This window comes from Lysobacter sp. KIS68-7 (assembly GCF_021284745.1).
Taxonomy (GTDB): Bacteria; Pseudomonadota; Gammaproteobacteria; order Xanthomonadales; family Xanthomonadaceae; genus Noviluteimonas.
Window position 1 is genome coordinate 556,491 of the sequence record NZ_CP089925.1, and the last position, 24,163, is coordinate 580,653.

Here is a 24,163-nt window from a genome sequence, read left to right on the forward strand (position 1 = left end):
ATTAGTGCACGCGTGCATGCTCCGCGCGCGCAGGGGGAAGCGCCTTGACCGGGATCAAGTCCGCAGAATGGGCGCCGCGAGGTTTTCCAGACCGGCGCGGTCGGCGATTTCGAGCTCGCGGCGCTCCACGCGCACCAGCCCGTCCTGCTGGAAGCGACGCAGCACGCGACTGACGGTTTCGGGCGCCAGGCGCAGGTAGTTCGCGATGTCGGTGCGCGGCATCGTCAGCTGGAAGCGGTTCGGCGAGAAGCCGCGCGCGGCGAGTCGCCGCGACAACCCGATGAGGAAGGCCGCCAGGCGCTGGTCCGCCGACCAGTCGCCGGCCAGCAGCGCCGCCCGCCCGATGTCGCGGCTCAGCAAACGGAAGAGTTGCCGCTGCAGGCCCGGCACCTGCGTGGCGAGCACGGCGATCTTCGGGAAGGAGAAGCGGCAGAGCATGACGGTGTCGAGCGCGATGGCATTGCACGGGTAGTGCTCGCCGTCGATCGCATCCAGCCCGATGACTTCGCCCGGCAGGTGGAAGCCGAGCACGTGTTCGTGGCCATCGCGGTCGACCACGTAGGTCTTCACCGTGCCCGCGCGCACCGCCGCGATCGCGTCGAAATGATCGCCCTCGCGGAACACATGCTCGCCCGCATGCAGCGGGCCCACGTGTTCGACGAGGACGTGCAGGTCCATCAGGGCGCTCTTGTCCATGCCCTGGTCGAGGCAGGCCTGCGAAAACGCGCAGGTCGAGCAGAAGCGGAGCGTATCGCCGTCGTCCGCGAGCACCCTGGCGTCGGTGCGCGGGAAGGCGACCCGGTTCGAATTCGAATCAGGGGTCGTGGTCACGGCGTTGCGCTCCGCCACGTCAGATCGCGCGCGAGAAGCGCGGCGTGGCCACGGGGTTCGGCTCGGCGAGGTATCGGTCGAAGCACATCGCGATATTACGCAGGAGCAGGCGGCCGCGGGACGTGGCGACGATCCGGTGGCGTTCCACCCGCACCAAGCCGTCCTTCTCGAGCGGCGCCAGCTTGCGCAGGGATTCGGCGAAATAGTCCGCGAACACGATGTCGTAGCGCCGCTCCAGCGCATCGATCGGAATCGTGCCGTGGCACATCAGGGCCTGGATGAGGTCGGCGCGCAGCTGGTCGTCTTCGCTCAGGCGCATGCCGCGGAATACCGGCAGGCGGCCTTCGTCCAGGGCGGCCTGCCAGCCCGCGAGGTCGCGCGGGTTCTGGCTGAAGGTCTCGCCGACGTGGCTGATGGCGCTCACGCCCACGCCGATGAGGTCGCTGTCGGCGTGCGTGGTGTAGCCCATGAAATTGCGGTGCAGCCCGCCGCGCGCCTGCGAGGTGGCGAGCTCGTCGTCGGGCAGCGCGAAGTGGTCCATGCCGATGTAGACATAGCCCGCGTCCGTCAGCTTGCGGATGGCGAGTTGCAGCAGCGCGAGCTTGCCTTCCGGATCCGGCAGGTCGGCGGCGATGATCTGGTTCTGCGCGCGGAACAGGTTCGGCATGTGCGCGTAACCGTAGACCGCGACGCGATCCGGGCGCATGGCCGCGACGATGTCGAGCGTGGTGCCGAAGCCTTCGAGCGTCTGCTTCGGCAGGCCATAGATGAGATCGACGTTGACCGAGCGGAAGCCGTTCGCACGGCACGCCTGGATCACGGCGTCCGTTTCCTCCACGCTCTGCTCGCGATTGACGGCCTTCTGCACCGCGATGTCGAAGTCCTGCACGCCCAGGCTGGCGCGGTTGAAGCCGATGTCGGCGAGCACGGCGATGTCGGCCGGCGTGACGTGGCGCGGATCGAGTTCGATCGACAGGTCCATTTCGCGCGCGTCGCCGAAACGGAAGTGGCCGCGCACCGTCTCCACCACTTCACGCAATTGCACGGGCGAGAGGAAGTTGGGCGTGCCGCCACCGAAATGCAGCTGGATCAGCTCGCGGTCGCGGTCGAAGCACTGCGAGACCAGGTCGATCTCGCGGAACAGGCGCGCCAGGTAGGCTTCGCCGCGCGCCTTGTCGCGCGTGATGATGCGGTTGCAGCCGCAGTAGAAGCACGGGCTTTCGCAGAACGGCACGTGCACGTACAGCGACAGGCGGCGCGGGATCGGATCGCCGTTGCTCGCCGCGGCCGCTTCGCGGAACTCGCGCTCGCCGAAGCCGCCGTGGAAATGCGGGGCCGTGGGATACGAGGTGTAACGCGGACCCGGCACGTCGTAGCGGCGCAGCAGGTCGGTGTCGCAGAGGGTCGGGGCGATGTCCATGGCGCCAGACTAGGCAGCGCGCGGGGCACCCGCCTTGATCCGGATCAAACGCATGCCGCGTTCATCCGGCCCCCTCATCCGCCACAGCCGCCGCAACATTCCGAGGCCAGGCGATGCACGCTCGCATGGGGTACGGCGACGCCGGCGCGGGCCAGGACGGTGACGATGTCGTCCTCGACGAGGGACGTGGAGAGTCGCAGGCGCCCCAGGTTGTCGACGTCCACCAGCGCGGCGGGATCGAGCATGCACAACACTTCGCCGATCGATTGCGCCGCGGCGCCGGCGGCGATGGAGGTCACGAGGTACTGCATGGGCGGGGCTCCACGGATGAGGTGGACGCACAGTGCGGATTCCCCTGCCCCGGCGCGCTGATGCAGGTCAAGCGCACATGACTTCGGGACCGATGACTTCTGCCCCTGTGTGCCACCTCGCGCGATTGCTTCAATGCCGCATTCGACACCGGGGATCCACCATGCGTCCTGCTTTCGCGCCGCTCTTCGCCGGCACGGTCCTGCTCGCCCTCGCAACGCCCGCCTTCGCCCAGGCGCAGCCCGACGGCCCGCCGCCGCAACCGGTGGTCACCACGGTGCCGCCCGCGAAGGATGCCGACGTCGCGACGCTCGATGGCCTCATGGCCGCGCTCTACGACGTGATCTCCGGCCCCGCCGGACAGGCGCGCGACTGGAACCGCATGCGTTCGCTGTTCATCCCCGGCGGCCGGATGATGCCGGTCGGCGGCAAGACGAAGGACGTCATCGGCATCCGCCTGATGACGGTGAACGACTACGTGGCGACGTCCGGTCCGCTGCTCCTCGAGAAGGGCTTCCAGGAACGCGAACTCGCGCGCAAGGTCGAGCGCTTCGGCAACATCGCCACCGTCTTCAGCACCTACGAAGCGTACATCCTGGCGGACGGCCACGTGCTGCGCGGCATCAACACGCTGCAGCTGATGTTCGACGGCAAGCGCTGGTGGATCGTCTCGCTGATGTGGCAGGCCGAGTCGCCCGACCTGCCACTGCCGAAGGCCTATCTTCCCGAAGGGAAGTGATTACCAGCGATAGACGAACCCGAGCTTCAGGCCCGCATCGATGAAGTCGACGTTGCCGACGAAGTGGCTCTTGCTGGCATCGGCGCTGATCTTGCTGCGCGTGTAATCGAGCGAGAAGCCCGCCTGTTCCCACGGGAAGTATTCGACGCCGATGCGGCCGAAGGTCACGTTGGCGTCGACATCGTTGATGTTCGCCTTGAAGTAGCCGACGTCGGCGCCGATGCGCCACGGACCGTGGCCGCCGGGCGTCCAGCGCCATGCGCCACCGAGCGTGATCGACGGCAGGTCCGCCGAGGCTTCTTCGCGGAAGCCGGCGCCGACCTGGTTGCCGTTGGCATCCACCACCATCTGCAGCGACAGATCGAGGCGATACCAGATCAGGCCGACGCGCGGGCCGAGCGCCCAGTTGTCGCGCTGCCCCGCCCACCAGACGTAGTACGCCTCGTAGGCGTCGATCCCCGCGTGCGCGTTGACCGTACTGTTGACCGGATATAGCGTGTCCTGGAACTCGATGTTGCGCGTGATCGTGCGCGTGGCCTTGGCATCGTCCGTGTAATAGGTGAGCCCGAATTCGTGGCTTTCCCACGGACGCCAGGTCAGTCCGACGTACGCGATGGTCCCGCTGTCGTCGAGGCCGAAGTCCTTGTGGATGTCCACGTCGGTCCCGCGCGCGGTGCGGCCGTCGGCGCGGACGTTGGTGTCCCACGAGGTGATGTAGCCGCCGATGCGGGCGCTGAAGACGTCGAGCGGCTCCACTGCGCGCGCCTTCGTCGGTGCGAGCGCGAGCAATGCCAGCGTGAGCGGTGCGAGAGCTGCTGCGGTCCTCATGACGCCTCCTTCGTAATCGGACATGGGAAACAACGTGGGGTCCGGCATTGCCCGGACAGGCCGGCCGCCCGTTTGCCATCGGTCATGGCGTCCGGTCCCGGGGTTCGGCCGCGATGTGCAGGCTGACCAGCCGCGCCACCATGACCGCCAGGTACAACTGGCCGAAGACCGCCTCGAAGACCGCGATACCGCGCGCCACGGGGGTGACCGGCACGATGTCGCCGTAGCCCAGGGTCGCCAGCGTCACGAAGCTGAAGTAGATGCCGTCGGGCACCGCCAGTCCGCCCGCGATCGGTGCACCCCCCGACAGCACCGACCCGGGCCATGCATGGTCCACCACGGCCCAGAGCGCACCGAGGAAGACGCCGACAAGCAGGTAGGCATTCAGCGCGGCCATCAGGTGCTGCATGTCCACGCGCCGGCTCGACATCGCGTAGCGCACCGCGCGCGCGGCGGCGAACAGGGCGATGGCCGACCACAGTGCGAGCGTCGCGGGCCCCGCGTCGCCGACGCCGCCGCCGATCGGCGCGAGCCCGACCAGGATCGTCGCCATGACGAAAACGAAGAACGCACGCGCCACGGTGCGGTCGCGCATCGGCGCGAGCGTGGTCGCCAGCAGCGTCAGGCCGAGGCAGATATTGAGGACGTGTCCGCTCTTGCCGGTCGCCGCGAGTACGGGCCCGAGCGCGATGGTGGCCACGAGCATGAAGAACAACACGACATGCCGGTTGCGCCCGAGCCAACGCAATGCAGTGGCGAAAGGCGTGCGCATGCGTCATTCCGGCGCGTGCGGCAATCCGCTCACCGCTGCGCCCCGGATGGCGCGGCCTCCGCGTTCGCCGCAGCATCGCCCTGCACGAAGTCGCCCCCGAGCGCGAGGTGCAGGTCGACGCGGCGCACGAGGCGTTCGCGGCGCACCGCCAGCAGCGCGACTTCCGCCGCGTTGGCGGAGAGCTGGCGGTTCATCACGTCGCGCAGGTCCGACTTGCCGATGCGATAGGAGGTCTCGGTGAGGCCCGCCGCGCGACGACTGTCTTCGGTCGCTTCGCGCAACAACTGCTCGCGGGTGGCGAGCGTGTTTTCGTTGTCGAGTGCGGTCTCCACTTCGTCCAGCGCCTGCAGCGCGAGGCGGCCGTAGTTGGCGATCGCTTCGTGTTGTTCGGCGGTGCGCAGGGCGACGTTGCCCGTCAACTGGCCGCCGAAGTAGATCGGGACGACGGTCGTTGCGCTGCCGCTCGCGGTGGTTTGATCGACCGAAGCCGCCACCCGCGACCGCCTCGAGACGCGACCGTAACCGGCGGAAATCCCCAGCGTCGGCCAGAACGAGGCCTTCGCTTCGCCGACCAGATCGAACGCGGCGGCGACGCGACGCTGTGCGGCGACCAGGTCGGGCCTGCGGTCGAGCGCGTCCATCGGCATGCCCGTCGGCACTGGGCCGGGGAACGCATCGAGGTCCTCGCGGGCTGCGATCGCGGCCGAGGGATAGCGTCCGACCAGGATCTCCAGCGCACGCAGCGCACTGCGGTGCGCAAGTTCCACCTGTTTCGCTGCGTCCTCGTAGTTCGCCTGGCTGGCGCGGGCCGCGAGCACATCGGTTTCGTTGCCGGCGCCCACGCGCAGGCGATCGTTGCTCAAGCCGACCAGGCGTTCCGCGTCGCCGGCCATCGTGTTCGCGAGCTTCACCTGTTGGGCCGTTTCCGTCGCGACGAACCACGCGCGCGCGACGGACGCCGCCAGCGATTGGCGCGCGAAGCGATAGTCCGCGCCCGACGCATCGCGTTGCGCGATCGCCGCGTAACGCGCGTAGCGCAGGCGACCCCAAAGATCGATTTCCCAGGTCAGTCGCAGCATCACGCCGCTGAGCATCGCGACGAGATCCGATACGGGCTTGGAGCCCGCACGTCCAAGGATGCCGATCGCAGGTTTGAGTTGCGCCGTGGCGAGGTCGACTTGTGCATCGGCCTGTTCGACGCGCGCGGCCGCAATGGCGAGGTCCGGGTTGTTCGCGAGCGCCTCGTTCACCAGCGCGTCGAGTTGCGGATCGCCGAAGGTCGCGAGCCAACCCGCTTCGACCGGCGCCGGGTTCGCCTGCATGGACCAGGCCTGCGGCACCGCTACATGCGGAATCGCCAGCGCGCGCACGTCTTCCGCCTTCGGTTCCGGCTTGGTCACGCATCCGACGAGCACGGTGGCCCCGAGCCCCAGGATCAACGATGCGCGGCATCGGCCCATGGCGATGGCCTCAGTGCAGCTTCAGCACGAGCAGGTCGAGCTTCGTGCCGACGCGCAGGATCACCTTGCGGATGATGTGGACCATGTGGCCGTGCTCGGTGTACACCGCGCCAACACCTTGCGCACCCATCGGCAGGAAGGTTTTCTCGTCGCGGCCCGATGGAATCAGGCGCACGGCGAACCGGCCCGGCGGGATCGGGTTCGTGCCCGTCTGCGGGACCGTGCCGGACAGCGGCAACTGCCCCGTGCCGGACGACCAGACGATCGAATCCACGGTGGCCTTGATGATGCGGTTGGGGAAGGTCTTCAGCGCGATCTCGGCATCGTTGCCCGGCTTGATGTTGCGCAGCTCGTTCTGCGTGTACATCGCCAGCACCATCTGCTCGTTCTCGACGTAGGACATCACCGGCACCAGCGGGATCTGCGCCGCGTAGGAACCGACACGCAGCTGCAGGTTCACGACCGTGCCGTCGGCGGGGGCGCGGAACACCGTCTGGTCCAGCTCCCACCGCGAATACGCGATCTGCGCCTTGAGCTGCTCGAGCGCGGCGCGCGCCTGCGCGACTTCCGACAACTCGCCCTGCTTCGTCTTCGCCGACAACTTCTGCTGGACCTGCGACGTGTTGGCGGCGGCCTGTGCGAGGTCGGCGCGCATGCTCTTCACGTCGGTCTGCGCCTGCTCGTAATCGAACTTCGTACCCGCCCCGGTGCCGGACAGATCGCGGGTCTGGCCCTCGCGCTTGATCGCAAGCTCCAGCTTGGCCGCCAACGCGGACTGCGTGGACCGCGCAGACTTCAGCTGGTCGCCCAGTTCACGCTGGTAGGCCTCAGCGGTGTCGAGCTTGGCGGTGAACTCGGGCACCTTCGATTCCAGTTCCGACAGCTTCTGCTTGAACGGCTCCGGATCGATGCGGAACAGCACCTGCCCTTTCTTGATCGGCCGATTGGGCTCGATCGGCACTTCGATCACGCGCCCCGTCACGCGCGGCGTGACCTGCACGACGTAGTTGAGCACGCGCACGTCGGAGGACGACGGCGCGACGACATTGAGGTACAGGATCAGCGCCGTCAGCGCGAAGATCGGCAGCGTGATGACGATGACCTGGCTGATGAAATTCCACGGCAGCCATTTGAACTTGAAGAAGATCAGCCAGACGATGCCGGAGTAGATGAGGAGGAGGATGATTTCCATCAGGCGCCTCCGTCCCGTGGCCCTTGCGTGCGGGCCTGCGCCTGCGCGCTCGCGGCGGCCAGCTGCATTTCGAGCGATGCGATGCGGCGGCGCAGTTCGGCAACATCGTCGGCAGGCGCGACGGGTGCGCGCGCGGCGACCGCGACGGGCGCGGGCTCGTCCTCGGGTTCCAGGTCCGGCGGCGAGAGCGACACCGCATCGCCACCGTGCCCATGCTCGTCGTGCTTGTCGGTGCCGTACGCGAGCTTGTGCAACACGGGTTTGGTGTAGGCCCACACCCATGCGATCGGCCACAACATGCCGCCGAACACCAGCGAAAGCAGGCACACGATCTTGATCGCCGCCAACTGCGGATGGTGGCGCTTCTCCGCGATCTTCTCCGGCATGATGTGGACCCACCAGAACGCCGCGATGAGCACCACGGGCACGATGATGATCGCGATCCACGCGATGACATTCGCCGCGGTGTCGAGCGCATCACCCGAGAGCAGCGAGGCATGCGCAGGCGATGGCAACGCTGCAGCGAGCAGCGCCATTGCGAGCAGCGGCGACGCAATGCGCCTTGTGTTCGCAGCCACGAATCTCTCCCTGCACGCAGGGCGGTGATGCCCAACGGACGGTCGGGATGCTAGGGCGGCGTTCCGCGCGCGGGATATTGCCCCTTGGGGAGGGGTGTCCTTCTGTCCGCCCTCACAATTGACCTCGTCCGTTCGGGTGAAGGGACGGCGTTGGCTTCTTTGCTATTGAGGAAACGGAATTTCGAACCAGCACGACCACGATACCGAGCGACACGTCGAGACGATGGGTCACATCAGAGATCGATTCGGAAAGTCGAGCGTGCAGGACCTCGCAGTGGATGCGGGGTCCGGCGTCGTGCACCCGGCGCGCAACAGCGTGAAGGCGTTGTTGACGGCGCCCGTGCGCGCGCCGGTGGTCTGCATCTTCCTTGCGATCGCCACCCTGGCCGTCCTCGGCTACGAGGCCGTGTCGACGCCAACCGGTGAATTCGAGCAGCGCTGGACCTGGCTCGTCATTGCCGTCCTCGCCGGCGCCTTCGTGTGGATGGCCTGGTTGCTTCGCGAACGCAGCCGCGCGCTGGAGCAAGCTCAGCGGTCGCTGGCGGTCACCGCCGGCAGTGCCAGCGTGCTGCGCGGCATGGTGCGCGAGGCCAGCGCCGATCGTGAAACCACCGAAGACCTGCATGCGCAGCTCGATGCAGAGCGCCGCCGCCACGAACGTGAATCGGCGATGCAGCGCGACGAGCTCGCCCATCTTTCGCGAGTGGCCATGCTGGGCGAGCTGTCGGGCGCGCTCGCGCATGAGCTCAACCAGCCGCTGTCGGCCATCCTCAGCAATGCGCAGGCCGCGCAGCGCCTGCTGCGCCTGGACCCGCCCGAGCTGACGGAGATCGGCGACATCCTCGCCGACATCGTCATCGACGATCGGCGTGCGGGCGAGGTCATCCAGCGCCTGCGCACCTGGCTGCGCAAGGAGCACGTGGAGCACGTGCCGCTGGCGGTGAACGACATCGTGCTCGACACGTTGCACTTGGTGCGCAGCGACCTGCTGCACCGCGGGATCGACGTGCAGCTGGAACTCGCCGGCGACCTGCCGCGCGTGGCGGGCGATCGGATCCAGTTGCAGCAGGTGCTGCTCAACCTGGTCCTGAATTCCTGCGATGCGATGGACACCGTGCCGCTGCCGCGCGTGCTGCGCGTAAGCACGAGCGAGACGGGCGGCGGCGCGCGCGTGGATGTCGTGGATCGCGGCGCGGGCATCGCCTCGACGATCCTGGCGACCATGTTCAATCCCTTCGAAAGCACGAAATCCAGCGGGCTGGGCATGGGCCTGGCGGTGTGCCGCACCATCGTCGACTCGCACGGCGGCCGCATCTGGGCAGACAACCTGCCCGGCGGCGGCGCGCGCGTGAGTTTCGAATTGCCGGAGATGCCGCGATGACCCAGATGACGTCCGCCCCGCCGATTCCGCTGGTGCGCCTGGTCGACAACGATCCGCAGCTGCTCAAGGCCGTCGCGCGCCTGCTCGGCGCCGCGGGACTGCGCACGCAGGCGAGCACGTCGCCCCAGGAATTCCTGTCGCATTACGACGCTTCGGTGCCTGGTTGCCTGGTCCTCGACCTTGCGATGCCGGAAGGCAGCGGCCTGGACCTGCAGCGCTCGTTGATCGAACGCCAGGTGGACCTGCCGATCGTCTTCCTCTCAGGCCATGCGGACGTGGCCGCCAGCGTGCGCGCCATGAAGGACGGTGCGCTCGACTTCCTCACCAAGCCCGTCGATGCCGACGACCTGCTGCTCGCCGTGGACCACGCGCTCGAACTCGACCGTTCGCGTCGCGCGCAGCTGCGTGAAGAACAAGCCCTGCAGGACCGCCTGGCGACACTGACGCCCCGCGAGCGCGAAGTGTTGCCCTACCTGGTCTCGGGCAAGCTCAACAAGCAGATCGCCGCCGAACTCGGCGTTGTCGAAAAGACCATCAAGGTCCATCGCGCGCGCGTCATGGAGAAGCTCGGCGTGCATTGCCTCGCGGATCTCGTTCGCCTCGCAGCGCGCTTGCGCGTTGGTCCAACGGCCAATTGAAGGACCCCCACCCGGGGTCTAGCGTCCCGCCAATGCCGGGGCGCACGCCAGTAGTCGCTGTGGTCGAGGACGAACAGCCCGTCCGGCGCGCATTGCAACGCCTGTTGCGCGCCTCGGGTTTCGACGTTCGCCTCTTCTCCACGGGAAGCGAGTTCATGGCGCACCTGGAAGGCATCGATTGCGTGATCCTCGACCTGCACCTGCCGGGCATGTCGGGTTTCGAAGTGCAGGAAGCGTTGAGCGCATTGGGCGCCTCGCTCCCCGTCGTGGTGCTCACCGGCAACGACACCCCCGCCAACCGCACGCGCAGCCTGGCCAATGGCGCACATGCGTACTTGTGCAAACCCGTGGACGACAAGGTGTTGCTGGACGCGCTCCGGCCACTGACGTCGACCGCCTCCATGCAGTGATGCGACCCCCTCGCGCATCACGCCCACCGAGGTTGCCATGAACGATATCGTCGAACCGAAATCCGCCACCCTGTCCACCGTGTTCGCCGCCGCGATTTCGCGCGAAGACCAATGGCGGCACCTGAATGCCTACGCGCGTGCATGGGCCGACGCGGCACCGGGCGAGGCGCGCGAGAAGATGCGCGGCAAGGCGCGCGAGCTCCTCGCCACCATCACGCGGCTGGAGCACTGCTGGGCCTATCCCGGCGCCCGCTTGCTGGATGGGATGCGCGATGCGCTCGCGGGCGGCGAAGCCAAGGCGTTCGCGCGGCTGGTCCAGAAGGTGTCTGGTGCATTGCTGAGCGGCGACTTCCGCCGCGACGAGCATGCATGGGAGTCCGGCGCCGACGGCGAAGGCCGCCTGCTCGACACGCTGCCGCCCGACCTGGAAGGCGGCGCGCAGGCCAAGCCCTACTTCGAAGTGCTGATCGTGACGCCGACGGATTCTTCGACCTGGCTACGCTCGAACGAAGAGCTGCGCCGCATGCATCGCCCGGACGATCCCTTTGATTACGCGCCGCTGCACGTGGGCAGCTTCGAGGACGCCGCGCTCGCGGTGATGGTGAATCCGAACATCCAGTCGGTCGTGCTGATCGACGGCTTCCAGTACGCCTCGCGCCACGACCTGCCGGACCTCAAGGACTTCCTGTCGCGCAATATGCATGTCGACCGCGATTCGGTGGAACCGGGCAAGCTCGCGACCTATCTCGCAGGCGCGATCAAGGACTTCCGCCCCGAACTCGACCTGTTCCTGCTCTCCGACCGCTCGCCCGAACACCTCGCCGCCAGCGACGAAGCCGCGCCGATCCGCCGTGTGTTCCACCATCTCGAAGAGCCGATGGAACTGCACCTGGCGATCCTCGACGGCATCAAGGACCGCTACGAGACGCCCTACTTCGACAACCTCAAGAAGTACGCGATGCGGCCGATCGGCACCTTCCACGCGCTGCCGATCGCACGCGGCAAGTCGGTGTTCGGATCGAATTGGATCCGCGACATGGGCACCTTCTACGGCACGAACATCCTGTTCGCCGAATCCTCGGCGACCACCGGCGGGCTCGACAGCCTGCTGGAGCCCACCGGCAACATCAAGAAGATGAACGAGGCCACCGCGCGCGCGTTCGGCGCGAAGCGCGCGTACCTGGGCACCAACGGCACGTCGACGTCGAACAAGATCGTCGTGCAGGCGATCTGCAAGCCGGGCGACATCGTCGTCGTCGACCGCAACTGCCACAAATCGCACCACTACGGCTTCGTGCTGACCGGCGCACAGCCGTACTACGTCGAAGCCTTCCCGCTCGTGCAGTACTCGATGTACGGCGCGGTGCCGCTGCGCACGATCAAGAAGGCGCTGCTGGACTGCAAGGCCGAGGGCACGCTCGATCGCGTCAAGGTCATCGACATGACCAACTGCACCTTCGACGGCCACATGTACAACCCGCGGCGCGTGATGGAGGAATGCCTGGGCATCAAGCCCGACCTGGTGTTCCTGTGGGACGAGGCCTGGTTCGGCTTCGCGCGCTTCAGTCCCTTGCACCGCACGCGCACCGCGATGGGCGCGGCGGCGGCGCTCACGCGGCGCTATCGCAGCGAGGCCTATCGCAAGGAATACGCGGCGTACAAGGAGAAGACCGCGAACCTCGACGACAAGGCACTGCTCGACACCAAGCTGATGCCCGACCCCGACAAGGTCCGCATCCGCGCCTACCAGACCAACTCGACGCACAAGTCGATGTCGGCCTTCCGCCAGGGTTCGATGATGCTGGTGTGGGACGAGGACTTCCATGAAGTCGAAGGTCCGTTCGAAGAGGCCTTCTTCGCGCACACCTCCACCTCGCCCAACCTGCAGCTCATCGCCTCGCTCGACCTGGCGCGGCGGCAGATGGAGCTGGAAGGCTTCGCGCTCACCATGCGCATGACGCAACTCGCGCTGCGCATCCGCGAGACGATCAACAACCATCCGTTGATCTCGAAGTATTTCCATGTGGCGACGCCCGCCGACATGATCCCGGCCGAGTTCCGCGAATCGGGCATCACCGATTACGGCCCGCCGCACGGCTCCTGGGCGGACATGATCGAGGCCTGGCGCAACGACGAGTTCGCACTCGACCCCACGCGCATCACGCTGGTCTGCGGCGCCGCCGGGTTCGACGGCACGCAGTTCAAGGGCATGCTTTCGGAGAAGTTCGACATCCAGATCAACAAGACCTCGCGCAACAGCATCCTGGTGCAGACCAACATCAACAACACGCACAGCGATGCGGCGTTGCTGATCAAGGCGCTGGCGGATGTCTCGCGCGACATCGAGTCGCGCCTGGCGCAGGAAGGCAAGTCGGGCCGCGACGTGTTCGATGCGCGCGTGAAGTCGCTGATGAAGGACGTCCCGGACCTGCCGAACTTCAGCCGCTTCCACGACGGCTTCCGCGACAACGCGAAGGCGAAGAGCAACGAGGGCCACATGCGCCCCGCGTTCTTCATGGCCTACGACGAGGACAACTGCGAGTTCGTGCGGTTGGCCAGCGACGAAGTCGACAAGCGGCTCAAGGAAGGTCCCGAAATGGTCTCGGCCAACTTCGTGATCCCGTATCCGCCCGGCTTCCCGATCATGGTGCCGGGCCAGGTGATCACCGGCGACACGATCACTTACATGCGCAAGCTCGATGTAAAGGAAATCCACGGCTACCACGCCGCGCAAGGCCTCAAGTTGATCAAGCCGTCCGCGCTTTCGGGACGAACCCACACCTCCAACCAGTAAGGAGGACGCGCCATGCAAGGCTTCTTCCAGTTCCTCGCGGACAACCCGTACATCCTGCTGTTCTTCACCGTCGGCATGGCGGTGTGGGTCGGCAAGTTCTCGGTCAAGGGCTACGGACTCGGCATGGTGGCCGCGGCCGTCGTCGTCGGCGCCGCGCTCGCCACGTGGGCCTCGACCTACGGTGTGAAGTTGCAACTCGACAACTTCGCCAAGTCGCTCTTCTACTATTTGTTCATGTACGGCGTGGGGTTGCGCGTCGGTCCGGCGTTCTTCAACAGCCTGAAGAAGGACGGCATCACCTTCACCATCCTCGCGGTGATCTGCGCGGTCCTGGGCCTCGGCCTGGTCGTGCTGACGTCGAAGTGGTTCGCACTGCCACCGGGCGCCGCGGGTGGCGTGCTCGCGGGGTCGCAAACGATGTCCGCGGCGATCGGTACCGCGGAGATGGCCGTGGAGCAAGGCGCGTACAAGATGCCGCCGGGGTCCACCGCTGAACAGATCTCCGGCATGATCGCGCTCGGTTACGGCGTGACCTACATCTGGGGCACGGTCGGCATCATCCTGGTGTGCAAGTACCTGCCGCGCTGGTGGGGCGTGGATGCGCGCAAGGCCGCGAAGGAATACGAAGCGGCGCACGGCGTCCGCAACGTCGACGATGCGGGCATCACCGGGTATCGCGCCGGTGGACTGCGTGCGTATCGCCTCGACAATCCTTCGACCTCCGGGCAGAGCATCGCGCAACTGCGCAAGGTGTATCCGCAGTATCGCGTCGCCAATGTCGTGCGCGACGGCGCGGCGCTCGGCGCCGATCCGGACATCGTCCTGCAGAAGGGCGACGTCATCGCGCTTGGTGGGCGTCTTGAAGACCTCACGGCGAACCTCGGATTGATCGGTGCGGAAGTCCCGGATGCCACGGCGCTGAACATCCCGCTCGACCAGGCTGAAGTGCTCGTCACCAACAAGGCGCTGGAAGGCAAGCCGCTGGTGTCGTTCGCGCAGGAAGCCTTCGCGGGACAAGTGGGCATCAGCCGAATGGAACGCAGTGGCGAACCCTTGCCGCTCGGCACGGACACCACGCTCAAGCGCTTCGACGTGCTGTACCTGACGGGCCTGAAGAGCGCGGTCGACAAGATCGCCGCCCAGTTCGGCCAGATCGCGCGGCCGAGCACGTCGACGGACCTGCTGACGCTGTCCGCGGGCATGGTGGTCGGCCTGCTGATCGGCAAGATCAACGTGCCGGTCGGCGACTTCTCCGTCGGTCTCGGCAACGCGGGTGGACTGCTGCTGTCGGGCATCCTGGTCTCCTCGGTCGTTTCGCGCCTGCGTTTCTTCGGCAGCACGCCGAATGCCGCGCGCAACATCCTCGAAGACCTCGGCCTGGTCACGTTCATCGCGATCGTGGGCATCAACGCCGGTGCCACGCTGCTCGAGCAGCTGACCGGTGCGGTCGCCCTGAAGATCTTCCTCGCCGGCTTCATCGCGAGCACGATCCCGCCGTTCGTGACCTGGGCGATCGGGTACCACTTCTTCAAGATCAACCCGGCGGTGCTGATGGGTGGCGTGGCGGGCTCGCGCTCGCACTCCGGCCCTGCCCGCGAGGCAGCGAAGGAGATCGACAGCACCGTGCCGTGGGTGGGCTTCCCGGTCGGTTACGCGGTGTCGGGCGTGCTCTACACCGTGTTCGGCTACTTCGCGATGGTGCTTTCGCAATGAGCGCGGCGCACGACAACGCGCGTCGCGTTGCGTGCGGACTGGCCGCGGCGGGCTTGCTCGCCACGGCCACCGCGGCCGCGCAGACGACCACGACAACGACGACCACCACGACGCCCCCGGGAGACCAGACCGAAGACTCCACCGAACAGGGCCACACCAACATCGACACCGCGTTCGGCACGCAAACCCACGACGAGTGGGTGCGCGAAACGCGCCGCAAGGCGTTCGAGGACACCGACTGGAACGTGCAGCTGCGCTCCTACTACCTGGACCGCAACAAGTACGACGACAGCGAAAGCGAGGCCTGGGCCATTGGTGGATCGGCAGGCTTCAAGACCGGTTACTTCCGCGAGCGCGTGTCCTTCGGTGCCACGGCCTATCTGTCCGCACCGCTCTACGCGCCGGACGACAAGGACGGCACGCTGCTGCTGAAGTCGGGACAGGACGGCTACGCGGTGCTCGGCGAGGCCTACGCCGAAGTGCTGTTCACCGACGACATCCGCCTCACCCTCGGCGCACGCACCTTCGACACGCCCTACATCAACAAGAACGACAGCCGCATGACGCCGAACACCTTCCTCGGCGCGGTTTTCCAAGGCCTGCACGGCGACAAGGAAACGGGTGAGTGGCGCTGGGGCGGTGGCTATATCGACAAGATCAAGGAGCGCAATTCCGACAAGTTCGTGTCGATGTCCAAGGACGCGGGCGCCGACATCGATCGCGGCGTGTACGCCGGCGGCGTGAACTACACGCGCGGCGAGGCCTCGATCGGCGCGGTGGAGTACTGGAGCAGCAATGTCATCAACATCTTCTACACGGAGGCCAAGTACGGCTTCCCGATCGTCGGCAACGCGAAGCTGAAGTTCGCTGCGCAGTTCTCCGACCAGCGCAGTGTCGGCGACAACCGCCTCAAGGGCTACGACTTCAGCGCGCAGCAATGGGGCGCGAAGGCGGAGTTCGCGGCGGGCGGTGCGTTGATCACCGCGGCCTACACGAACGCGCACGGCAACGCGGACATGCAGGCGCCCTGGAGCGGCTACCCGGGCTACACGAGCGTGCAGGTCGAGGACTTCAACCGCAACGGCGAAGATGCGTGGCTGATCCGCGGGCAATACACGTTCCCGAAGCACACCGGCATGAGCGCGTACGTGCTGTACGTGGCGGGCTCCGACCCCGACGCCGCGAGCGCTTACAAGCGTGGCGAGACGGACTACAACGTGCAGTGGTCACCGCCGGAAGGCACGCTGAAGGGATTGATGGTCCGCCTGCGCTATGCGCACGTCGCGCAAAGCGATCCCGGCGACACCGATCTCAATGATTTGCGCGTGATGGTCTTCTACGACCTTCCGCTTTGAAAAGGAGGACAGCCATGGAAACGGATCGAGTGCAGGCACCCGCGCGCCGGGACCGCAGGCTCGCGGCGATGCGCATGACCGCGCTGGCCGCCTGCGTGCTCGCGGCCATGCTCGCGCTGCAGGCGCGCGCCTCGCCGCAGACTGCGCCGCCGACGGAGTACACGTCGTCCTCGACGCAGGCGTCGTCCGCGCAGGCTTCGACCACGCAGGCATCGGCGACGAAGAACGAAGTGTTTTCCAAGGACGAGATCGCACAGATCGTCGCCCCCGTGGCGCTGTATCCCGATTCGCTGCTGGCGCAGGTGCTGATGGCGTCCACCTACCCCGGCGACATCGCCGATGCGGCGGCGTGGTCCAAGGCGCACGACAAGGTGAAGGGCGACGACGCGGTGAAGGCCGTCGCGCAGGAACCCTGGGATCCCAGCGTGCAATCGCTCGTCGCCTTCCCGCAGGCCCTGCAGATGCTCGGCTCGGACATCGCCTGGGTGCAGAAGCTCGGCGATGCCTTCCTCGCGCAACCCAACGACGTGATGGCGATGGCGCAGGAACTGCGCAGGAAAGCGCAGGATGCCGGCAACCTGAAGTCGAACGAATACCAGAAGGTCATGCAGGAGCCCACGACGGTGCCGGGATCGTCGGAGAAGACGATCGTCATCGAATCCACCAATCCCGATGTCATCTACGTGCCTTCGTACAATCCGACCACCGTGTACGGCACCTGGGGCTATCCGTATTACCCGCCGTACTACTACCCGCCGTCCGCGTATTGGTATCCGGGCGCGGCGTTCGGCGCCGGCCTCGCGTGGGGCATCGGCATCGGCATCTCGGTCGGGATCTGGGGCGACTGCAACTGGGGTGGCGGCGACATCAACATCAACAGCAGCCGCTACAACGAGTTCAATCGCAACATCAATCGCGGCGACCGTCAGATCGGAGACCGAGGCAACGGGAAGTGGCAGCACGATGGATCGCGCCGCGACGGCGTGCCCTACCGCGACCAGGCCAGCCGCGACAAATACGGCAATCGCCAGGCCGGCGGTGAAGGGCGCGATCGCTTCCGCGGCGAAGACGCCGGACGTTCGCAGCAACGCGACCAGGCACGATCGCAGATGGAACGCCAAGGCTTCGAGCCTGCGCGCAACAACCAGCAGGCGCGCGATCGCGCATCGACGGCGCAACGCGATCCGCGTTCATCGCAGATCGGCGGCGGCGGCGTGAATCGCGGGCCGGGCGGGTCGGCCTCGCCGTCATATCGCCAGAACGGCGCGAACAACATGGGCTCGCGCGATGCGGCGCGGGGTTCCGGTGGCGGCGGCTACAACGGGTCGTACAGCGGATCCCGCAACAACGCGTTCTCGGGCGCGAGCAATTCGGGTGCCTCGCGGCAGGCGGCCAGTCGCGGTCGTTCTTCGGGGTCCAGCATGTCGCGCGGCGGCGGCGGCGCCGGGCGATCGATGAGTCGTCCCTCGCGGGGCGGCGGTGGAGGGCGGCGTCGATGAACACGAAACGGACTCTTCGAATGGCCCTGCTCGCGGCGATGGCGTGCGCATTGCCCGCCTTCGCACAACAGGCCTATCCCACGCCGGAAGCCGCGGGCGATGCGCTCGTCGCCGCGCTGGGCACGACCAAGGCGGACGAAGCGAAACTCGCCAGCCTGCTCGGCAACGACTGGCACGACTACGTGCCCGAAAACAGCGTCGACCGCGAAGACGTCGATGCCTTCCTGAAGAAGTACCAGGAGTCGCACAAGTACCAGGCGGGCGCCAATGGCGAGATGACCCTCGTCGCCGGAAAGGACGACTGGGAACTCCCCGTGCCGCTGGCGAAGGGCAGCGACGGTTGGCATTTCGACATGAAGGCAGGCGCGAATGAAATCCGCCTGCGTCGCATCGGCCGCAACGAACTCGATGTCGAACAGGCCGTGCGCGCCTACCAGGATGCACAGCTGGATTACGCCGAATCCGACCACGACGGCGACGGCGTGCTCGAGTACGCGCAGCAATTGGTGAGCACCGACGGCAAGCACGACGGCTTGTACTGGGCCCCCGACGATAGCGGCGAGATCAGTCCTCTGGGTCCGCTGTTCGGCGACGACACGCCGAAGGGCGACTACCTCGGTTACCACTACCGCATCCTGAAAGCGCAGGGTCCGTCCGCACCGGGTGGTCAGTACGGCTACATGCTGGGCCAGAACATGAGCCGCGGCTTTGCGCTCGTCGCGTGGCCGGCCAAGTACGGCGATACCGGCGTGATGACCTTCATGATCGGCCACGACGGCCAGGTGTTCGAACGCGACCTGGGGCCGAAGACCGAAGACCTCGTGCGCGCGATGGCGAAGTACGACCCGGACAGCGCGTGGAAGGAAGTGCCGGATACGCCGCCGCTCGCGGCGCACTGAGTGGATCGGGCGGCCGTCCATGCGACGGCCGCTTCCTTTTAGGGCGAGCGCCCTTCCCAACGCGCCTTCGGCACGACCTTCGCCGACTCGGGATCGCCTTCGTAATGCGGCGTCATGATCTGCACGTTCGCATCGTTGAACGCATCCTGGATCTGCGCGTGCAACTCGCTCAGGATGGGCCAGCGCTGCTGCACGTCGGCGATGCGCACGCGCAAGCGATACTCGATGCCGAAATCCGAAAGCGCGGTCTGCAGCACCAGCGGCGGCGGGTCGGCCTGCACGCCCTGCGTGGCATTCGCGGCCTGCAGCAGCAAGCGCGTGACCTGTCGCCACGCTTCGTCGTAACCGATCACGACGACGGCCTGCAGCCACATCCCCGGGCCATCGGCGGCGCGCGAGAGATTCTCCAGCCGATCTCCGAGCAGCACGTTGTTGGGAAAGCTGACTTCCACGCCCATCGGCGTGCGGATGCGCGTGGTGAACAAGCCGATCTGCTGCACGATGCCTTCGACATCGCCCGCGCGCACGACATCGCCGACCGCCATCGTGCGTGAATACAACAACGTGAAGCCGCCCGCCGCCTGCCCCACGATGCTCGATGCACCGATCGACACCATCAGACCGACGAACACGCTCAGGCCCTTGAACGCATCCGTCCCCGCGCCCGGCAGGTAGGGATAGGCCATCGCGATCGCGAACAACCAGATGATGACGACCACGATCTTGCGCGTGGGCTCGGCCAGCTGCGAATCGATGCCGATGAACTGGAAGCGCCCGTGCTGCACGCCTTGGAAGGTGACGCTGATGGTCTGCGCGACGAGACGGCCGGCGAGCAGGATGACGAACGCGGTGATCAGGCCCGGAATCGAATGCAGGATGGCGCTGCCCCACCGGCCGAGGCGCCCGCTCATCCACTCGGTCATCGCACCCGCCCACGGCTGCGTGTACGAGAAGTGCGAGAAGCAGAAGCGCAGCCACTCCTCCATCACGACGATCACGAAGACCCAGGCGATGAAGCGCCCGAGCCCCCGTCCGCTCGCCGCGAACGCCATGGCCACCTGCCGCGTGTTCGGGCTGGCGATCTTCGACAGGCGTGCTTTCACATAGGCGTCGACCTGCCGGCGGATGCGCACGGCGATGAAGCGGAACAGCCACAGCACGACCAGCGCGATGAGCGTGGCGATCACCATCCAGCCGATGCCGCGCAGCACGCGCTGCGGTGCGCGCGCCGTTTCCGCGGCCTGCACCGCATCGTTGAGGTGCGTGAGGATTTCGGCGCGCGCTTGGTCCATCGTCTGGCCTTCCAGCGTGTCCAAGTCGCCGGGCGTCACGACGGCGACGAGTTGCCCGTCGAGCAGGACGATCAGGCCCTGCGGCGCCATCTGGTAGCTGGCCTTCGCAACGCCGGGTTCTTCGACGATGCGCTCGATGTTGTCCTCCGCCGCGCGGGCGCGCCGCTCGGGCGGGTTGCCGAGGAAGCGCGAACGGAAGGTGACGATGTCGCGGTTGAAGAAATGCGCGGTGGCGGTGGCGGCCGGCGCCTGCACCGTGGCGGGTGCAGCCATGGTCGTCGCCGGCGCGGCGGCATGCGCGAGGCCGCAGGCGAGCGCGAACACCGCGAGCACGCGGCGGACGAAAGCGATGGGGGCATGCACGGTCATGGCAAAGGAGCCAACGCGACCCGGCCGCTTTCACGGCCGACCGCCCGGCGCCTGCCGACCCGCGGGGTTACAAGCCTTTCGCCGCCTCCGCCACGGCGCGGAACAGCGCCCTGCCCTTGTTCATCGTCTCCTCCCATTCCTTTTGCGGATCGGAGTCGTGGACGATGCCCGCGCCGGCCTGCACGTGCAGGCGGCCGTCCTGGATGACGGCGGTGCGGATGGCGATGGCGGTGTCGGCATCGCCGTTCCAGCCGATGTAGCCGACGGCGCCGGAATACACGTTGCGCTTGATCGGCTCGAAGTCGCGGATCACTTCCAGCGCGCGCACCTTCGGCGCGCCGCTCACCGTGCCCGCGGGGAAGGTCGCGCGCAGCACGTCCGCGTAAGACAGGCCATCCAACAGTTCGCCCGTCACTTCGCTGACGATGTGCATCACGTGGCTGTAACGCTCGATCACGAACTGCTCGCCCACCACCACCGTGCCCGGCTTCGACACGCGACCGACATCGTTGCGGCCCAGGTCGATGAGCATCAGGTGTTCGGCGCGCTCCTTCGGATCGGCCAGCAACTCGGCTTCCAGCGCCGCGTCTTCTTCCTGCGTGCGGCCGCGCGGACGCGTGCCTGCGATCGGACGCACGGTGATCTCGCCGTGTTGCAGGCGCACGAGGATCTCGGGCGAGGAACCCACGACCTGCGTGCCGCCGACGTCGAGGAAATACATGTAGGGCGAGGGATTCAAGGCGCGCAGCGCGCGATACACATCCACCGGGCGCGCCTGGAACGGCACCGACAGGCGCTGCGAGAGCACGACCTGGAAGATATCGCCCGCGCGGATCAGCGCCTTGCTCTTCTCCACCGCGTCGATGAAGCCTTCGCGCGTGAAGCCGGAGACGAAGTGGCTTTCGTCCAGCGCCGCAGGCACCAGCGTTTCGGGATACGCCGTCCCGCCGTGGCGGAGGCGATGCGTGAGCGCATCCAGTCGGCGGTTCGCGCGCGCCCACGCCTGCGGCTCGGCCGGGTCCGCGTGCACGATCAGGTACAGGCGGCCCTTGAGGTTGTCGAACACCGCGAGCTCTTCGCTGAGCATCAGCAGGATGTCGGGTGTGCCCAGCTCGTCCGGCTTGTCGTTCGCATCGGCCAGGCGCTCTTCGATGTAACGCACGCATTCGAAACCGAACCAGCCCACCAGCCCACCGGTGAATCCCGGCAGCCCCTGCAATGCCGGCACGCGGTGCTCCGCACGCAGGCGCTCGACTTCGGCGAAGGGGTCCTCGACGTCGCGCATGCCCGCGAGTTCGCCGTGCTCGGTGACATACAAGGTGTTGCCCGCGAAGGCATACACGCGCCGCGCCGGCAGTCCGATGATCGAGTAACGCCCGAAGCGTTCGCCGCCTTCGACCGATTCGAACAGATAGGTATGCGGACCGTCCGCGAGCTTGAGGTACACGGACAAGGGCGTGTCGAGATCGGAGAACACCTCGCGCACCACGGGGATGCGCGTGTAACCCGCGTCGGCGAACTGCTGGAATTGTTCGAGGGAAATGGTCACGCGGGCGTCACACCGGTCCGGGAGAATCGAAGGCCATCGCAAGGACGACGGACGGAAGCAGGATCGCTTCCACGAGGGCCGATGCCGCAAGGCATCGGCCTTTGCTTTTTTACTTGCGCGTGGCGGCGACCGCGTCCTTCATGCGCTTCACGACATCGGCGTATTCGGCCTGGCCGAAGATCGCCGAACCGGCGACGAAGGTATCCGCGCCCGCACGGGCGATCTCCGCGATGTTGTCCGGCTTCACGCCGCCGTCGATTTCCAGGCGGATCGGCTTGCCGGTGGCATCGATGCGTTCGCGGATGCGGCGCAGTTTTTCCAGCGCCGAGGGAATGAAGGCCTGCCCGCCGAAGCCGGGATTCACCGACATCACCAGCACCATGTCGAGTTCTTCGAGGACATAGTCGAGCACGTCGATCGGCGTCGCCGGATTGAGCACCACGCCCGCCTGGCAGCCGTGCGACTTGATCAACTGGATCGTGCGGTGCACATGGCGACTTGCTTCGGGATGGAAGGTGATCATCGACGCGCCGGCCTTCGCGAAGTCCGGGACGATGCGGTCGACCGGTTCGATCATCAGGTGCACGTCGATCGGCGCGGTCACGCCATGCTTGCGCAGCGCTTCGCACACCAGCGGGCCGATGGTCAGGTTCGGCACGTAGTGGTTGTCCATGACGTCGAAGTGGACCCAGTCGGCGCCGGCGCGCAGGACGTTGTCGACCTCCTCGCCGAGCTTGGCGAAGTTCGCCGAGAGGATGGACGGGGCGATCACAGTCGATTGCATGGCGTCAGGGTCCGTAGCTTGGGGTCAGCGGCGCTTGCGCAGCGCCTGGATGCGGTCGTAGGCGGCATTGATCTCGCCGGCGCGGGCGGCGGCCTGGCGTTGCAGGTCGCTGGCCGCGTTGGCGAGGCGGTCGGGGTGGTACTGGGCGATCAGGCGGCGGTAGGCCAGGTCGATCTCCGAATCCGTGGCTTCCTCGGTGAGGCCGAGCACCCGGTACGGGTCCTCCTTCGGGCCGCTGAACCAGTCGCGATCCAGCGCATGGCCGATCAGCAGGCCGATGAGGAGCCCGAGCAGCGGGTTGGACCGCAGGAGCGCGGCCCCGGCGAAGGCGCCGAGCAGCTTTCCGTACCAACGATTCATGCGCGCAGTCTACAGGCGCGCAGCCGGGGGCCGGCGTACACTACGGCGCCCTGCGTCAGAGTGGCTGCGCTTGGCGATGTCCTTGTCGACCCGACCCTCCCTCCTCCAGGCCGACCTGCCCGGGCTCAAGCTCCGGCACCGCGGCAAGGTGCGCGACGTGTTCGAGCTGCCGGGCGACCGGCTGCTGATCGTGGCGACCGACCGCCTTTCGGCCTTCGATGTCGTGCTCCCCGATCCGATCCCGGGCAAGGGCGAGATGCTCTGCCAGATCAGCAACTTCTGGTTCGACAAGACCAGCGCGCTCATGCCGAACCATCTCACCGGCGTGGACGTGGCGAGCGTGCTGCCCGCGGGTGTCGATGCCTCGCTGTATGCGAAACGCGCCGTGGTCACCAAGCGCCTGAAGCCGGTGCCGGTGGAAGCGATCGCGCGCGGTTACCTGATCGGCAGCGGCTGGAAGGATTACCAGCGCACCGGGCGCGTCAGCGGCATCGCGCTGGCCGACGGCCTGCGCCAGGCGGAACAACTGCCGCAACCGATCTTCACCCCGTCGACCAAGGCCGCCGTGGGCGACCACGACGAGAACATCGACTTCGACACGATGGTGCGCATCGTCGGCGCCGACCTCGCCGAGCAGGTGCGCGACGCCACGCTGCGCCTGTACGAATATGCACGCGACCATGCCGCGGCGCGCGGCATCATCCTGGCCGACACCAAGTTCGAATTCGGCACCGATGAAGACGGTCGCCTGTACGTGATGGACGAAATGCTCACGCCGGATTCCTCGCGCTACTGGCCTGCCGACGAATACAAGGTGGGCATCAGCCCGCCGAGTTACGACAAGCAGTTCGTGCGCGATTACCTGGAACAGGTGGGCTGGGACAAGACGCCGCCGGGCCCGCGACTGCCGGCCGATGTCATCGAACGCACGCGCGCGAAGTACGCCGAGGCGCTGCAGCGCCTGGCCGGGATCTCGGTCGACTGATCACAA

Annotated in this window: 22 protein-coding genes; 10 read left to right on the top strand and 12 right to left on the bottom strand. The window is 66.9% G+C overall.

The annotated features are described in order from the left end of the window. Positions 1 to 54 precede the first annotated feature (54 nt). The 3 genes from LVB87_RS02645 to LVB87_RS02655 all read right to left on the bottom strand — a co-directional run bounded on the left by LVB87_RS02645 (position 55) and on the right by LVB87_RS02655 (position 2,562). Positions 55 to 771: a helix-turn-helix domain-containing protein gene (locus LVB87_RS02645; RefSeq protein WP_232900432.1), complete on the bottom strand. Its 717-nt coding sequence runs from the start codon at positions 769 to 771 to the stop codon at positions 55 to 57. A 79-nt stretch (positions 772 to 850) separates the two neighbouring features. Next, positions 851 to 2,251 carry an oxygen-independent coproporphyrinogen III oxidase gene (gene hemN / locus LVB87_RS02650; protein ID WP_232899370.1) on the bottom strand — a complete coding sequence of 467 codons (1,401 nt, stop codon included), beginning with the start codon at positions 2,249 to 2,251 and terminating at the stop codon, positions 851 to 853. 74 nt (positions 2,252 to 2,325) lie between these two features. After that, positions 2,326 to 2,562 (bottom strand): hypothetical protein, encoded by a 237-nt coding sequence (locus tag LVB87_RS02655; RefSeq protein WP_232899371.1) that lies wholly within the window; start codon positions 2,560 to 2,562, stop codon positions 2,326 to 2,328. A 161-nt stretch (positions 2,563 to 2,723) separates the two neighbouring features. On the opposite strand from LVB87_RS02655, the gene LVB87_RS02660 reads away from it, so the two are divergent. Continuing rightward, positions 2,724 to 3,299, top strand: a complete 576-nt coding sequence (locus LVB87_RS02660; RefSeq protein WP_232899372.1) for a hypothetical protein — start codon at positions 2,724 to 2,726, stop codon at positions 3,297 to 3,299. Here LVB87_RS02660 and LVB87_RS02665 read toward each other — a convergent pair whose 3' ends face one another. From LVB87_RS02665 to LVB87_RS02685, 5 genes are all read right to left on the bottom strand, one after another. Next, positions 3,300 to 4,127, bottom strand: coding sequence for a hypothetical protein (locus LVB87_RS02665; protein WP_232899373.1), 828 nt, complete (start codon positions 4,125 to 4,127; stop codon positions 3,300 to 3,302). Between the two features lie 82 nt (positions 4,128 to 4,209). Continuing rightward, positions 4,210 to 4,899 (bottom strand): potassium channel family protein, encoded by a 690-nt coding sequence (locus LVB87_RS02670; RefSeq protein ID WP_232899374.1) that lies wholly within the window; start codon positions 4,897 to 4,899, stop codon positions 4,210 to 4,212. A 29-nt stretch (positions 4,900 to 4,928) separates the two neighbouring features. Further along, positions 4,929 to 6,359: a TolC family protein gene (locus tag LVB87_RS02675; protein ID WP_232899375.1), complete on the bottom strand. Its 1,431-nt coding sequence runs from the start codon at positions 6,357 to 6,359 to the stop codon at positions 4,929 to 4,931. A 10-nt stretch (positions 6,360 to 6,369) separates the two neighbouring features. Beyond that, a complete protein-coding gene (locus LVB87_RS02680) occupies positions 6,370 to 7,551 on the bottom strand; it encodes an HlyD family secretion protein (protein WP_232899376.1) in 1,182 nt (393 codons plus the stop codon). After that, positions 7,551 to 8,129, bottom strand: a complete 579-nt coding sequence (locus LVB87_RS02685; protein ID WP_232899377.1) for a DUF3302 domain-containing protein — start codon at positions 8,127 to 8,129, stop codon at positions 7,551 to 7,553. The genes LVB87_RS02680 and LVB87_RS02685 overlap by 1 nt, the downstream gene beginning before the upstream one ends. Positions 8,130 to 8,388: 259 nt before the next feature. Between LVB87_RS02685 and LVB87_RS02690 the strand changes: the two genes are divergently transcribed. The 8 genes from LVB87_RS02690 to LVB87_RS02725 are packed head-to-tail and all read left to right on the top strand — an operon-like array spanning position 8,389 to position 18,818. Continuing rightward, the gene (locus LVB87_RS02690) at positions 8,389 to 9,510 is read left to right on the top strand and encodes an ATP-binding protein (RefSeq protein ID WP_232899378.1); all 1,122 of its coding nucleotides are present in this window, start codon (positions 8,389 to 8,391) and stop codon (positions 9,508 to 9,510) included. Beyond that, positions 9,507 to 10,148, top strand: coding sequence for a response regulator (locus LVB87_RS02695; RefSeq protein ID WP_232899379.1), 642 nt, complete (start codon positions 9,507 to 9,509; stop codon positions 10,146 to 10,148). The genes LVB87_RS02690 and LVB87_RS02695 overlap by 4 nt, the downstream gene beginning before the upstream one ends. Before the next feature lie 32 nt (positions 10,149 to 10,180). Further along, positions 10,181 to 10,558, top strand: a complete 378-nt coding sequence (locus LVB87_RS02700; protein WP_232899380.1) for a response regulator — start codon at positions 10,181 to 10,183, stop codon at positions 10,556 to 10,558. Between the two features lie 37 nt (positions 10,559 to 10,595). Further along, positions 10,596 to 13,352 (top strand): hypothetical protein, encoded by a 2,757-nt coding sequence (locus tag LVB87_RS02705; protein WP_232899381.1) that lies wholly within the window; start codon positions 10,596 to 10,598, stop codon positions 13,350 to 13,352. A 12-nt stretch (positions 13,353 to 13,364) separates the two neighbouring features. Next, positions 13,365 to 15,065 carry a hypothetical protein gene (locus LVB87_RS02710; RefSeq protein WP_232899382.1) on the top strand — a complete coding sequence of 567 codons (1,701 nt, stop codon included), beginning with the start codon at positions 13,365 to 13,367 and terminating at the stop codon, positions 15,063 to 15,065. After that, positions 15,062 to 16,420: an OprD family outer membrane porin gene (locus LVB87_RS02715; protein WP_232899383.1), complete on the top strand. Its 1,359-nt coding sequence runs from the start codon at positions 15,062 to 15,064 to the stop codon at positions 16,418 to 16,420. The genes LVB87_RS02710 and LVB87_RS02715 overlap by 4 nt, the downstream gene beginning before the upstream one ends. A gap of 14 nt (positions 16,421 to 16,434) precedes the next feature. Continuing rightward, entirely contained in the window at positions 16,435 to 17,919 is a 1,485-nt protein-coding gene (locus tag LVB87_RS02720; RefSeq protein WP_232899384.1) for a DUF3300 domain-containing protein, read from the top strand. Positions 17,920 to 17,939: 20 nt separating this feature from the next. Next, the gene (locus tag LVB87_RS02725; RefSeq protein ID WP_232899385.1) at positions 17,940 to 18,818 is read left to right on the top strand and encodes a DUF2950 domain-containing protein; all 879 of its coding nucleotides are present in this window, start codon (positions 17,940 to 17,942) and stop codon (positions 18,816 to 18,818) included. 38 nt (positions 18,819 to 18,856) lie between these two features. Here the strand turns inward: LVB87_RS02725 and LVB87_RS02730 are convergent, their stop codons facing one another. From LVB87_RS02730 to LVB87_RS02745, 4 genes are all read right to left on the bottom strand, one after another. Further along, positions 18,857 to 20,479 carry a mechanosensitive ion channel family protein gene (locus LVB87_RS02730; protein WP_232899386.1) on the bottom strand — a complete coding sequence of 541 codons (1,623 nt, stop codon included), beginning with the start codon at positions 20,477 to 20,479 and terminating at the stop codon, positions 18,857 to 18,859. A gap of 67 nt (positions 20,480 to 20,546) precedes the next feature. Then, positions 20,547 to 22,022 carry an anthranilate synthase component I gene (trpE, locus tag LVB87_RS02735; RefSeq protein WP_232900434.1) on the bottom strand — a complete coding sequence of 492 codons (1,476 nt, stop codon included), beginning with the start codon at positions 22,020 to 22,022 and terminating at the stop codon, positions 20,547 to 20,549. 115 nt (positions 22,023 to 22,137) lie between these two features. Next, positions 22,138 to 22,812: a ribulose-phosphate 3-epimerase gene (gene rpe / locus LVB87_RS02740; protein WP_232899387.1), complete on the bottom strand. Its 675-nt coding sequence runs from the start codon at positions 22,810 to 22,812 to the stop codon at positions 22,138 to 22,140. 24 nt (positions 22,813 to 22,836) lie between these two features. Continuing rightward, positions 22,837 to 23,172: a DnaJ domain-containing protein gene (locus LVB87_RS02745; protein WP_232899388.1), complete on the bottom strand. Its 336-nt coding sequence runs from the start codon at positions 23,170 to 23,172 to the stop codon at positions 22,837 to 22,839. 82 nt (positions 23,173 to 23,254) lie between these two features. On the opposite strand from LVB87_RS02745, the gene LVB87_RS02750 reads away from it, so the two are divergent. Next, a complete protein-coding gene (locus tag LVB87_RS02750) occupies positions 23,255 to 24,157 on the top strand; it encodes a phosphoribosylaminoimidazolesuccinocarboxamide synthase (RefSeq protein ID WP_232900436.1) in 903 nt (300 codons plus the stop codon). The last annotated feature ends 6 nt before the right edge of the window (positions 24,158 to 24,163 follow it).

Excerpts from the sequence above, each read along its gene's own strand:
- LVB87_RS02725 (WP_232899385.1), top strand. The coding sequence starts at position 17,940 with ATGGCCCTGCTCGCGGCGATGGCGTGCGCATTGCCCGCCTTCGCACAA.
- LVB87_RS02730 (WP_232899386.1), bottom strand. The coding sequence starts at position 20,479 with ATGACCGTGCATGCCCCCATCGCTTTCGTCCGCCGCGTGCTCGCGGTG.
- LVB87_RS02680 (WP_232899376.1), bottom strand. The coding sequence starts at position 7,551 with ATGGAAATCATCCTCCTCCTCATCTACTCCGGCATCGTCTGGCTGATC.
- LVB87_RS02710 (WP_232899382.1), top strand. The coding sequence starts at position 13,365 with ATGCAAGGCTTCTTCCAGTTCCTCGCGGACAACCCGTACATCCTGCTG.
- hemN (WP_232899370.1), bottom strand. The coding sequence starts at position 2,251 with ATGGACATCGCCCCGACCCTCTGCGACACCGACCTGCTGCGCCGCTAC.
- LVB87_RS02720 (WP_232899384.1), top strand. The coding sequence starts at position 16,435 with ATGGAAACGGATCGAGTGCAGGCACCCGCGCGCCGGGACCGCAGGCTC.
- rpe (WP_232899387.1), bottom strand. The coding sequence starts at position 22,812 with ATGCAATCGACTGTGATCGCCCCGTCCATCCTCTCGGCGAACTTCGCC.
- LVB87_RS02705 (WP_232899381.1), top strand. The coding sequence starts at position 10,596 with ATGAACGATATCGTCGAACCGAAATCCGCCACCCTGTCCACCGTGTTC.
- LVB87_RS02700 (WP_232899380.1), top strand. The coding sequence starts at position 10,181 with ATGCCGGGGCGCACGCCAGTAGTCGCTGTGGTCGAGGACGAACAGCCC.
- LVB87_RS02715 (WP_232899383.1), top strand. The coding sequence starts at position 15,062 with ATGAGCGCGGCGCACGACAACGCGCGTCGCGTTGCGTGCGGACTGGCC.
- LVB87_RS02745 (WP_232899388.1), bottom strand. The coding sequence starts at position 23,172 with ATGAATCGTTGGTACGGAAAGCTGCTCGGCGCCTTCGCCGGGGCCGCG.
- LVB87_RS02665 (WP_232899373.1), bottom strand. The coding sequence starts at position 4,127 with ATGAGGACCGCAGCAGCTCTCGCACCGCTCACGCTGGCATTGCTCGCG.
- LVB87_RS02675 (WP_232899375.1), bottom strand. The coding sequence starts at position 6,359 with ATGGGCCGATGCCGCGCATCGTTGATCCTGGGGCTCGGGGCCACCGTG.
- LVB87_RS02655 (WP_232899371.1), bottom strand. The coding sequence starts at position 2,562 with ATGCAGTACCTCGTGACCTCCATCGCCGCCGGCGCCGCGGCGCAATCG.
- LVB87_RS02670 (WP_232899374.1), bottom strand. The coding sequence starts at position 4,899 with ATGCGCACGCCTTTCGCCACTGCATTGCGTTGGCTCGGGCGCAACCGG.
- LVB87_RS02660 (WP_232899372.1), top strand. The coding sequence starts at position 2,724 with ATGCGTCCTGCTTTCGCGCCGCTCTTCGCCGGCACGGTCCTGCTCGCC.
- LVB87_RS02695 (WP_232899379.1), top strand. The coding sequence starts at position 9,507 with ATGACCCAGATGACGTCCGCCCCGCCGATTCCGCTGGTGCGCCTGGTC.